The sequence below is a fragment of the Candidatus Hydrogenedentota bacterium genome (genome assembly GCA_018005585.1).
GTDB lineage: Bacteria > Hydrogenedentota > Hydrogenedentia > Hydrogenedentales > JAGMZX01 > JAGMZX01.
This window is the reverse complement of record JAGMZX010000142.1, coordinates 3,011-14,915: the sequence shown is the minus strand read 5'-3', so window position 1 is coordinate 14,915 and position 11,905 is coordinate 3,011. Positions and strand designations below refer to the sequence as shown.

9 protein-coding genes are annotated in these 11,905 nt (G+C 61.2%); 3 read left to right on the top strand and 6 right to left on the bottom strand.

Going from position 1 to position 11,905, the window contains the following annotated elements:
• Positions 1-74: 74 nt before the first annotated feature.
• Positions 75-1,712: a CocE/NonD family hydrolase gene (locus tag KA184_19170; protein MBP8131705.1), complete on the bottom strand. Its 1,638-nt coding sequence runs from the start codon at positions 1,710-1,712 to the stop codon at positions 75-77.
• A gap of 124 nt (positions 1,713-1,836) precedes the next feature.
• Positions 1,837-2,562, bottom strand: a complete 726-nt coding sequence (locus KA184_19165; GenBank protein MBP8131704.1) for a hypothetical protein — start codon at positions 2,560-2,562, stop codon at positions 1,837-1,839.
• 195 nt (positions 2,563-2,757) lie between these two features.
• Here KA184_19165 and KA184_19160 point away from each other — a divergent pair, with 195 nt between their 5' ends.
• Positions 2,758-4,248 (top strand): sodium/solute symporter, encoded by a 1,491-nt coding sequence (locus KA184_19160; protein MBP8131703.1) that lies wholly within the window; start codon positions 2,758-2,760, stop codon positions 4,246-4,248.
• A 1-nt stretch (position 4,249) separates the two neighbouring features.
• Here the strand turns inward: KA184_19160 and KA184_19155 are convergent, their stop codons facing one another.
• From KA184_19155 to KA184_19140, 4 genes are all read right to left on the bottom strand, one after another.
• A complete protein-coding gene (locus tag KA184_19155) occupies positions 4,250-4,819 on the bottom strand; it encodes a hypothetical protein (protein ID MBP8131702.1) in 570 nt (189 codons plus the stop codon).
• Positions 4,816-5,253: a hypothetical protein gene (locus KA184_19150; protein MBP8131701.1), complete on the bottom strand. Its 438-nt coding sequence runs from the start codon at positions 5,251-5,253 to the stop codon at positions 4,816-4,818. Before KA184_19150 ends, KA184_19155 begins: the two co-directional genes overlap by 4 nt.
• Before the next feature lie 11 nt (positions 5,254-5,264).
• Positions 5,265-6,959: an exo-alpha-sialidase gene (locus tag KA184_19145; protein MBP8131700.1), complete on the bottom strand. Its 1,695-nt coding sequence runs from the start codon at positions 6,957-6,959 to the stop codon at positions 5,265-5,267.
• Positions 6,960-7,156: 197 nt separating this feature from the next.
• Positions 7,157-8,608 (bottom strand): B12-binding domain-containing radical SAM protein, encoded by a 1,452-nt coding sequence (locus KA184_19140; GenBank protein MBP8131699.1) that lies wholly within the window; start codon positions 8,606-8,608, stop codon positions 7,157-7,159.
• Positions 8,609-9,148: 540 nt separating this feature from the next.
• Between KA184_19140 and KA184_19135 the strand changes: the two genes are divergently transcribed.
• Together KA184_19135 and KA184_19130 are read left to right on the top strand one after the other, a co-directional pair.
• Positions 9,149-11,602, top strand: coding sequence for a hypothetical protein (locus KA184_19135; protein ID MBP8131698.1), 2,454 nt, complete (start codon positions 9,149-9,151; stop codon positions 11,600-11,602).
• An 80-nt stretch (positions 11,603-11,682) separates the two neighbouring features.
• Positions 11,683-11,905: hypothetical protein (locus KA184_19130; GenBank protein ID MBP8131697.1), on the top strand; the 223-nt coding region annotated here is incomplete at its 3' end.

The following is an 11,905-nucleotide window of genomic DNA, read 5'->3' as shown; positions in this document are numbered from 1 at the left end:
AGACTCCAACCACAAGAAAATGCAGTATACCAATGCGCGCCCAGCGCGCCCACTTCCCCGCGCGCCGCCACCGGTCAATCGGCGGACACAACCGGAAGCACCAGTTGAGACGGGCGGGCCGCGTCGTGAGAAACCGTGTTCCGCGCGGGCGCGGTGCGCGTATGGCGGCGGAACGGTTCGCCGGTATTCGGGTTCGGGTCATAACGCGGATCGCTGCACGAGACAATGTCCAACCGGATGCGATGTCCGGCCGCAAAGGTCAGCGCGTTGTCCCAAAGGTCGATGTGAAACGCGTAGACCGTGCCCGGCGCCATCAGTGTTTCGGTACGGTTCGAATCGCGATACCGCGCGCGCACCATGCCCTCGTTCACGAGCATCGAACGGCCGTCGGGATACACGTCGCACAGGCGCGCGCCAAAATCCGTGTCGACGGCATCCGAACTCGCGTACAGCGTCACGGAAATGGGCCCGATCACCGTGAGCGGCTCGCGAAGCGCGTCCGTTTCGAACACTACCACATCGGAACGGGCCTCGATCTCGCGCTGGTCGTGCGGCCCGCTCGGCGGAAACAGGTTATTGCCGCCGAGTGACGGCGTTGGTGACGCCGGATCGTACACATAGGCGGTGCTGCTTTCAGTCCGTTGCGGCGGCGCGGCCAGCAACTTCCCACCCTCATGCAGGTAGAGCGTCTTCGGCGTCGCCGCGGGCGGCCAGTTCTCGTAGAAGCGCCAGGTATTGCCCGGCGCTTCCATCGCCGCTTCGTCCGTCATCAGGAACAACGCCACGGCCGGTTTGTCCAGTATGCCGTTCTGCTCCTCCTTCAGCCAGTAGGCAAACCAGTCGCGCGTGGAGCCGAAGGCCGCGTCCAGGTTGGTGTCGGCGCGATCGGTGAAGGTCAACACGCCGGATGGGGCCGCGTGAGCCAGGGTATTCATGAGCAGTTTGCAGTTACCGTGGGCGTGGGGCAGGCCGTTGTTGTGAACGCGCTGAAAAAACGCGGTCGCGGAACGTTGCGCAAGGTCGAACCAGCCGGAGAGAATATACACAGGCACGTCGATCGTGTCCGCCCGGGCGCGAACATCGCGGGATTCCCAGAACGCGTCATATGCGGGGTGTTTCTCGAACTCCGCCAGCATAGGCTTGCCCTCCACCCATTGCTCGATGGTGTTCTTGCGGTAACAGCCGTTGAGGAACACGAGCTCATAGAAATTGTCAGACGCAGCGTTGATGAACGCGCATCGCACGCCCGGCGGATGCGCGCCCAGCAATAATTGCGCGCTGATGCCGCTGGCCGAATAGCCCGCGAGCCCGATGCGCCCGTTACACCAGGGTTGCTCCAATATCCAGGCAACCGTGTCCAAGCCGTCCTGGCGGCCCGGCCCCCCCCATCCATCATGGCCAAACACGTCCCATTCGCCTTCCGAGCCGTGCGTGCCGCGCAGGTTCTGCGTCACAACAGCATAGCCGTCCCCGACATACGGAATCGCCTGTGCATTGGCGCGGTTGTAGGGGGTGCGCTCCAGAATCACGGGCCAGGCGCCTTCTTTCCCATCAGGAAGATAGACGGATGTGGCCAAGCGGACCTCGTCGCTCATGGGAAGCATCATGGAAATCGCCGGCTTTGGCTTTGACGTGTCCGCGCAAGAAAACGCGGCGAACGCACAGGCCAATGCGAACGCGAGCGGCTGAAACGCGTTTTTGTATCGAATCATGGGTCAAGTCCCTCCCACATGCTCCACTCCGGCGGGCTGAACCACGTGCCGCCGTCTGCGCCCGCCTCCCCGGGAATGGCACAAGCTGGAAACCGGGAATGCATGCCGGTGTCGGCCCTTCACGTTACTTCAATAAGGCAAGCACTTGCTCCCGCACGTCCTCAATAGCACGAACACGCTCGACCAGCAGTCTATCGAGAAATGCGCGGCAGGCCGCGACGCGTTCCGGCGCCGAGTTCGGCGCTTCAAACAGCGTTCCATTCTCAAAGATAAGCCTGTGTTCGCTGCGGCCGTCCGAAGCATAGACCGTGCTTATCCGCCTGTCGTACCGGTAGCCCTTGCCGTCCACATGCAGGAAGAGCATCAACTGAAACGCATTGAAGTGCGCCACGGGCACCTGGTTCTCCCCGCATACCTGGTCCCGCGCCTGATCCAGGTCATCGGCGTGCAGATTCGTCGCGAGCAGATGCCCCTCCTCCGCTAGCGCGCAATAGGCCCGGAGTTCCCGGCCCCACAAGTAAGCAAAATACGGCCCCGAGCCAATTTCATGGCAGATGTAACAGCACCGGGGACCTTCCGCGGTCCGTGGGCAAGTGTTCACCGCCGGCGCCAGTTCCACATCCGGCGGAACCAGGTTCAATAGCGCGCACATGACGGTCGTCTTGCCTGCCCCGCCAGGGCGCGCGCCTACCATGAACGATACGCCTTCGCTCATCCGCGTCATCAGATAAGCGGCAAGTTCCAGCGTGACCGTGCCCGCGTCGATCAGGTCCAACAGCGACAGCATGCGGCCGCCACGCTGATTACAGCGGTCAAGCTCCGCGCAGTGCCGGGCGATTTCAGGGTTCATGCACGCCTCTCCTGCGGGAGGATATCGATATTCCCCCGGCCAATGCCACCCGGGCACAGGATAACCGGAGACCCGACTCCCGCGTAAGGGTCAACCGCCGCCAGCGCGGACATGTCTCCTCATCCCGCCGTCTTGTGATATGGTGTGCAGGCCCGCTTCGACAGAAATTCCGCGAACCAACGGGGAGGCAGTCTCTTGGGCCAGCATGAGGGATTCGGACTGGTCAACTATGCGGTGCTCGCCGTCTATCTGGCCGTCATGGCGGCCGTCGGCATTGCGGTGGCCGGGCGGCAGAAGACAACGCGGGATTTCTTTCTGGCCGGCCGGAACATGCCTTGGTGGGCCGTTGCCGTGAGCGTGTTTGCGACGATTACCAGCGCCATCACCTATATCGGCGTACCCGGCCTGGTCTATTCGGAGAACATATCGACCTACGCGGGGATCCTGATGATGCCCGTCGCGGCGCCTTTCATCATCTATCTCTTTCTTCCTTTCTATCAGCGGCTGGACGTGACCACGTCTTACGAATACATCCTGCGCCGGTTCGGCGCACGGGCCCGCTACTGCGTCTCGGCGTTGTTCCTCTGCGCGCGCCTCGGCTGGCTGGGCACCGTGGTCTACGCGCCCGCGTTCGCGCTCTCCGCCGTGACCAATATCCCCCTGTGGTTTGCCATCCTGTGTATGGGCCTGCTCGCAACTTTCTACACCGCGCTGGGCGGTCTTGCGGCAGTCATCTGGACGGATGTGTGCCAGTTCGCCGTGCTCGTCGGCGGCGCGCTCGCTGTTGCGGTAGCCTTGGCCTGGCAAGTCCCCGGCGGTGTGCGTGAGATCATTAGCCTGGGCGTCCTGCACGGACGCCTGAACTTGGGCGACTGGCATTTCAGCCTGACGCACATGACGCTGAGCGCCGCGGCAATCTCCTACTTTTTCCAGTTCATGCACGATTACGGCGTGGACCAGATGACGGTACAGCGCCTGATGGCGACCCGGAATCTCGCCGGGATGGTGCGGGCGACCGTCGTCAATTCGCTGTTTTCCGTGTTCGTTATTGGCGTACTCAGTTTCATCGGGTTAGGCCTGTTTGCGTACCACCACACGTGGCCCGGCCAGCTTCCCGACGGTGTTCATGGAGACCAGGTCTTTCCCTATTACGTGGTGCAAACATTGCCGCAAGGATTGTCGGGACTGGTCATTGCGGGTGTTTTCGCAGCGGCAATGTCCAGCATGGACTCCGGGATCAATTGCCTGTCCACGGTGCTCATAAACGATTTTGTGAGGCCCTTGCGCCGCGTGGCGGCGAGTGAAACGCGAGATCTGCTGCTGGCGCGCGTTCTCACCCTGTTCTTCGGAATGCTGGCTACGGCCGTGGCCTTCTTCGCATCGGCCATAGGCGACGTTATCAAAGCTTCCCAGACGTTTCTCGGTCTATTCTCCGGCCCGGTGCTCGCGCTCTTCTTGCTCGGCATACTGACCAGACGCGGCTCGTTCGCGGGCTGGCTGACGGGGGTGCTGGTAGCGCTTCCGGTGACCATGTGGATACAGAAAGAAACGGACATTCACTTCGTCTACTACTTCCCGGTCAGCTTCTTTCTCAGTCTCTCCATCGGTTTTCTTGCCAGTCTGGTCTTTCCAACGCAGCCGGTTGACCCTGACCTTACCATCCGGCGGCGCGGAAACGCCGCATGATTCAGGCGGGAAATGCGTCGTTTGGCTCCGTGCCCATGGGCTGTTGCCGGCATTGCCGGTACACATGATGCACGCCGTTGCGCCAATCGGGCCTTGATTCACACTTCCTCCCGCCCGCCTTCGCGCGGACGGCGACACGGTCCGGGTCCGTGTCTGCCCGGTAAAGCTCCCACCAGCACTGGCCGCAATGGTTGTGCTCATGGTCAATGGTGAATCCCGCACGCTCCGCAACGGGACCGATCCAGCCCATGCAATGCGCGCAGTAGTCCTCATAGGCCGCCAAGCCGTTCTTCAGCAGAAATCCCTTCGAGGGGCATTCGTGCATGTCGATGCGAAACACCTCCTCGGTGCGCGTAATCGCGTACCCGGCCTCCTCCTGCGTCAGGGTATGTCCCCAGTATGCTTCCATGCCGTCGAATCCCCGGGCACGGATGAGTTCATAGGCGTGCCGCTGTGAATCGAAGGCAATTGCCTCCGACCAGTAGCGCTGTAGCGCAGCTTCGCCGTGGGTGCGCCGGAGATATTCGAAGGTCCAGTCGTAATGACCGCAAAAATCCTGTACGCCGATCATGCCGGGGTTTCCTGATTGCCGGTGTGAAAGGTTTGTTTGCACGTTCCGCCGCCGCCCTCCAGTTCAAAGCGCATGCCCGCCTTCTCCGCAATCGCCGTGGAAACATGCAGGCAGTGCTGGCAGTAACTTGGAATGATAGCGCGCTGGTGCAGGCGCAGCCACCGGATTGCCGGGCATTCGCGCACGTCGACTATGACGCAGCCAGCCTCTTTCCCAACGGATACCGCGCCGCCGGGCTCCCGCGCAAAGAACTCCGTCCAATAGCGAGCGACGGCGTCAAGTCCGCCCGCACGAAAACGCTCCGCCAGCGGCGCATAATGCTCCGACCCCAGGGCGCGCCAGTAATTGACCAACGCCGCTTCTCCGTAATTCTGGAGAATGAAACGAAAGGTCGCGTTAATCGCGAAGTAGAAATCGCCAGCCGCCACAGGCATGTCCCTTTCTTCTATTGTGCGGCATGCGTCACGTCTGAAACGACGGATTCGACGAGAAAACCCGCGTCCGGCGCGGTCTCCGCCGCTGTGCGCAGGCGCAGATAACAAGGCGACACGCTGTCGCGCGTCTGATGCGCTTCGACATGGGTTTCGCTATCCACCAGGACTTCACACGCGCGCCTGCCGCAGTCCCAGCGCAGTTCGATATCGTGCCATTGCCCCGGCGGCACAACGTCCGGTCCCAGCGTAACGTCAAACAGATTATGGAAAACCTCTTCCAAGTCAAAAGGCGTCGAGAAATGGTCCGTGATGCCGATATGCGCACCGGGGGAATCCGGCAGGAGTTGAAGCCGGAGTTGGATGCTGCCGGCCGCGCCAGCGGGAAAATTCCAGACCGCACAGGCGGGCCAGTCCGTATCCTCGCGGCCAATGTGCAGCGCCCGAGCATCGGGGCGGTCCGGATGAGGGAATAGGCTCACACCCCGCGTGCCAAACACGGACCACGAATCGAGCCCTTCGGCGAAACGTTCTTCTTGCCGGGGCTCCGTGAGCCACTCGGGGTCCACGACCTTGCACACCACGCGGCCCGCGCCCTGTCCCGTCACAAACGCGGCCCGGCCATCCCGCAACGCAATCGGGAATGGATACGCCGTGCCGTGATCGCCGCGCGGGGGCGGCGGCTCATTGCGCAATGGGTCGCGGGCGACTTCGCGATAGCCCCGCCAAGTCTGTCCTTCATCGGCGGAGATCGCCGCGTGCAGCACCTGCCGTCCCCCATAGGCGTAGGGATAACGCAGACAATTGTTCCAGAAGAGCATGAGGCGTCCGTCCGTCAGGCGCACAATCCCGCCCGGCGAATCGGAGGACACGATGGCCGAAGGCATCGGTGTGCCCCACGCCGCGCCGTCCGGCGAGAACGATTCGTAAAAGCGGCCTTGCTGCGTGCGGATGAGCATCCAGATACGGCCATCGCGCAGTTCGACGATGACGGGTTCGACAGCGCCGTACGCGGACACGATGTCTGGCGTGGGCGTTTTAAGCCGCACCGGCGGCCATACCCAAGTCTCGCCGCCGTCATCGGAATAGACCAGCGTCGAGTCGAACTGTCCCCGATACGTGAATGTGTCAAGACCCTCGCCCCGGTTCGCCCACGTCCGATTCGTGAGGCAAGAGAACGGCAGCAGAATCCGGCCTGTGTGCGTCTCGATGACCGAATTCAGCGCGCCCGTGTAGCCTTCCCAGATTTTCTTGGGTTCTTCCCAGCGCGCGCGCCCGTCACGCGAGCGCGCGTGCCATATGTCGAGTCTCCGCTCATGCAAGCGGCCCGCCTTGGGGCGCTGGTCCTCGCCCGTCAAAATCACGCCGCTATGCGCATCATTAAGGAAGAACAAGTGCACCTCGCCCTCGCTGTCCACAAGCGCCTCCGGCAAGGTCCATCCGCCTGCTTCCGGCGACAAAGCCATCACGTGCGATTCCTCGCTCCATGTCGCGCCCAAGTCTTGCGACGTCCTCGCCGTGACCACCTGCCCATCCGCCTTCATGCGCACGAAAAAGACCAGGAATGCGCCGTCCGTCAACTGTACCAGGACCGGCTTTTCCGGAAACTCGGCGATCGGCTGTGGCGGTTGCGCCGCGGAAAGCGGAACTTGCACGGACAAGAGCATGGCGATGACCAGACAACGCAGGAATAGGCAGCGCAAATCCATTTCATCTCTTTCAAGGTGTCTGGACACGATTATCACAGCACAACGCCTTTCCAGCGCAGGTCCCGCCAGCCTTCGATGCTTCTCATCCGTCTCGGAAAAGACGTGATTGAGATTGTATACCGCAGACCTTAAAATGGCCACTCCATCCGGAGAACTTGGGACCGCCCCCAGACCCGTTTTTCACACGACCGCTCCGGTCACCAGAAATACCGAATGCCGTCGATGGCGACTTTTGCAATAGTTATGGGGTTAAGTGGAATGGCATGCGGAAACAGGCGCGTGGCGATGCGAAATACGCTGAAACTGAAGCCGATCTTCCTTGCCAGCCCCATGGGAAACGGCGCCGTTATCATCTTTTCTACCAGCGGCGTCATGAATCCGGGCACAGTGCAGTAGAGCGTGCCCAGGCAGGCGATGCGCGCCTGAATCGCCTTCTCTTTCTCCGTATAGCAGTTGAGCGGGCTGAAACCCGAGAATCGGGTAATGAGTTCCGCGTCCGGGCTGATCAATCCTCGTTCGATGGCGTAATCCGCAAGCGTAGTGCCCCGCGAAGGACTACATACACTGAAAGTAGGCACGGTAAGCCCCAAGCTTCGCGTGAACTTGAGCGACGTCAGGTCATCCTCAAGCCGTGTGCCTGGAACGGCAACCATCGTGTTGCCATATGTCTTCAGGCCGGTCTTCCGCGCGAGGCTGAATGCGCGGCGCAGATCGTCGTCTGAGAGATTTCGTTTGAGGATGCCGTTCCGGATCGGTTCCGTTCCGGCCTCCACCGCCATCGATATCGAGTAGCATCCCGCTTTTTTCAGCAGGGAGGCCGCCTCTTCCGTGAAAACATTAGGGCGCATCAGGCAATAGAACGGAATCCCGATACGCCTGGGATACTCCTCCGCGAACTCGCGCAACCAATCATCGACCGTGAGCGCGAAACTGTCATCGAAGAAGCGGATAAAGCGCATGGGCGGAAATTTCTCGCGCACGTACTCGATTTCAGAAAGGACGCCATCCACCGAGCGGCGGCGCATTATCGGACCGCAGCCCTTGAACATTCTGTTGTACACGTGGTTGTAGCAGAACGAACAATTGAACGGGCAGCCACGGGATGTCATGAACGAACGCAGTCCCGTGTGCGGAATGTAAGGCACAGCCTTGTAGTAAATCTCCCTATCGGCATGTGGCAACCGGTCGAGTTCGTCGCCGCTCAACTTCTCCAACACCTCGGCCCCTTTGCTCGTCAGCGCGATGTTGGGAATTCTGTCCAGGGATTCCCCCGTTCCAAGACGCCTCAACAACTCCACGAAGGCGCGCTCGCCGTCTCCCTGGCAGATCGCATCGAGCTGCAATTCGTCCAGCACCTGCGGATTGAACGTCGGATGAGGCCCCCCCATGATCCGAAAGACCTTCTGGCCAGACTTGGCCATGTGGTCGCGCAGCCGCGCATCTGCCTTCGCGAAAACATCAATCTCGCTGCCAATAACACTATACGCCACGACGTCCGGCTTGCCATTCCGGACCCGCTCCAAAAGGTTGTCCTTTCGCAACAAGGCCAAGTCCACGTGATGGCCCGCCTGCTTGCATATTGCCGACAGCAGCATGGCGCCATGAGGTTCTATGGCATAGGGAATATTGAGAACGAAGAGAACACGCATTATCGAGCACTCACGTTAAGCGATATATAGAGCAGACTAAGATGAGTAATTGCGCAATCACCAGCCAAGACCTGCCGCCACCGCACTCGTGTGATCCCGCATTCCAAGAATGTCATCATACAGAACCCTGCTCCCGAATTACAAGACACCGTTTCGCAGCGCCTGCCGCCATGACCGTTCATTGACAACATCCCTGACGGTTATTTCACGGCCTTCCACTTGTACCTCAATAAGGGTCCCTGCAGGGTACCAGTGTCACGGATAATGGACCGGCGTTAGCTCACACCATTGTAGACATACCCATACTCCATAGGTCGTTATCACCAATCTGTATACCGCTCGTACTGCGCGTGCCGGCGAGTTCCTTACGCGTCTGCGTTTACTGAACGCAGGTCTGACCCTCGCCAGAACGGCTGGCTTCAATTTCCCGCGGCCCACAGGCCGGTGCTGTTTGAAACTGAACCTCTTCCGCGCATAGATTGGCGCAGTTCCCTGTATGAACCATGGCATCGCTTTCGCGGCAAGAGAAGGACGAGACGTTTGAAACAGTATTCGATCAGCGCGCGCGTGACAACACTGTGTTTGGTCCTGCTGCTTGCGCGCTCCCTTGTCACGTATGCCGAAGCCGGGTTGACGGGCGCCGTGCTCCGCCTTCTTCCCAACTGCGGCATTTCGGCCCAGGCTTCCGGCTCTGAAGCCGAACCCTCACTCGCCAAGCGGCGTTTCGCGGACCCGCCCGCGGAGACACGCATCCTGAAGATTGTTCACAACCTGCCGGACTCGCCCGAGAGCCAACACGAACTGCTTCAGTCACTCGCCGGACAAGGCTTCGGCGGCATGGTAACAAACGTCGCGTTCGCCGACTACCTGGAGAGTGACGAAAAATGGGCCTCATTTACGCGGGGCGTGCGTGAGGCAAAAGACATGGGCATGGCCCTGTGGCTCTACGACGAGCGGGGTTATCCCTCCTGCAAGGCCGGGGGCCTGACGCTTCGCGGCCACCCCGAATGGCAGGCGCAGGGAATCTATATTGCCGATGCAATGTCGGCGGGAGGCGACGTGTCAATCGCCGTTCCGCCGGGCGAACTGCAACGAGCGGCCGCCTTTCCAATCACGAACGGTGTGACCGACCTGGAGCAAGGCGTCGACCTCTCGGGTCAAACGCATGACGGCCTGCTCAAATGGAACGCGCCCGCAGGCCACTGGCACGTCATGGTCATCACGAGAGGCTATCTGCACGAGGGTACGCACGCCGACGGCAACCTGTCCGACGCAAACCCCTACCCCAATCTCCTGATGCCGGAACCGGCAAGACGGTTTATCGAACTGACTCATGGGGCGTATGCGCAGCGGCTCGGGAACGATTTGGGTGCCTGGTTCATCGCGACGTTTACCGACGAGCCATCGCTGATGAGCCTGTTCATGAAACGGCAGACGTATCGCGTGTTGCCCTGGGCGCCCAACCTGGCCGGCGAATTCGAGCGGCGGCACGGTTACGCGCTCGAACCGCTCATCCCGGCGCTCGTAAGCGACGCGGGCGCTAAAGCTCTCGCCGTGCGCTATGATTTCTGGCTCACGGTCGGCGAACTGGTTTCCGAAAACTACTTTGGACAGATTCAATCCTGGTGCCGCGAGCACAATACGCTTTCGGGCGGCCACTTGTTGCTCGAAGAGTCTTTGCTCGGGCACGTACCGCTGTACGGCGACTTCTTCCGCTGCATCCGGCGGCTGGACGCCCCAAGCATCGATTGCCTGACCAGCATTCCCGCCGATGTTCCCTGGTCTGTGGCGCGGCTCATCAGCAGCGCCGCCGAACTGGAGACCCGCTCCGTTACGATGAGCGAGACCTCGGACCACGCGCAGCGATACCGCCGCGAGGGAGATGACCGGCCCGTGCGCGTGGTCACCGAGGACGAGATTCGCGGCACGTGCAACCGGCTCATGCTGAACGGCATCACGACCATTACGAGCTACTATTCCTTTGCCGGCCTTTCAACGGATCAGATCGTGCGCATCAACGAGTGGGTGGGGCGCTGTTGCACGATGCTCAAGGGCGGCTTTCAGGTCGCTGACATCGCGTTGCTCTACCCTGTGGAGAGCGTGTGGCCGAGATTCGCGCCATCGCGCCACTGGACGGAAGACTGTCCCGCCATCGCACAACGTATTCAGTCCGTCTACGGCGTTTGTGGCAATGCCCTTTTCGAGGCGCGGCGTGACTTCACGTACGTGGACGGGCAGGCCTTGTGTGAGGCCACGGTCGACAACGGCGTGCTGCGGCACGGCAACCTGGAATGGCGCGTCGTGGTCCTCCCATGCGCCGATACCTTGCCGCTCCGGGCGTGGGAGACATTGGCGGCGTTCTGGCGTTCGGGCGGCGCACTGGTCGCGGTGTCGTGTCTGCCCGCCAACAGCGAGAAGGAGTTTCCCTCGTCTGCCGTCACAGCGTTGGCCAAGGAAGTATTCGGTACCGGGGAAACTCCGGGCTTCTCCTCCAACAACGCCGGCGGAGCCGGCGTGTTCCTGCCCCCTGGGTCCGAAGGGCTGCTGCCACTGGTTCTGGATTCCCTCCTGGAGCAAGATGTCCGGCTTGCGGACCGACGAGCACCCATTCGCGTGACGCATCGTAGAATCGACGGCCACGAGGTCTACTTCCTGACCAACGACGGCGGGGAGCCGTGGTCTGGTGTGGTGGGCTTCGCCGCGCATGGCGAGGGCGAACAATGGGACCCGGCTACCGGACAAACGCTGCCGCTCGCGTCGGCGAACGATGTGCCCCTCACTCTCGGGCCATACGGGGCGATGTTCTTCCGCTTCGCAAGCGCGCAACCGCCGGAACGAAAAACTCCGGGCGAAGGCGCATTGCCCGTGCTGAGTCTGTCGCAATTGCCCTCCGCACAGCCAACGGTCGGCAAGGGCGAATTGTCGAAGGCGGCGTCGAGCAGCGCCCCAACGGCGATTGGAGGTCCCACGCCCATCTCACCAAGGGAGATGTAGACACACACCTGTTCGTTTCGTTTGCGTGTGAAAAGCCTTTGGACTTACGCAACACGATTTGTCTGGTTGTAGACTCAACCGTGCCGGAAGGGCAAGGCGCTCCCACGCCCCTGCGCATCATCGTTCAAGATGCCCACGGCGCCGAATACATCGCAAACACAGACCGTCCCTTGAATACGCCGGGTTCTGTACGGTGTTTTGTACCACTGGACCAGTTTGAACGCGCGGGGTGGAACCAGGCCTCGCATAGCAGCTTCGACTGGTCCGCCGTCACGACGGTGCGTGTCGGTTGGGGCGGTTATT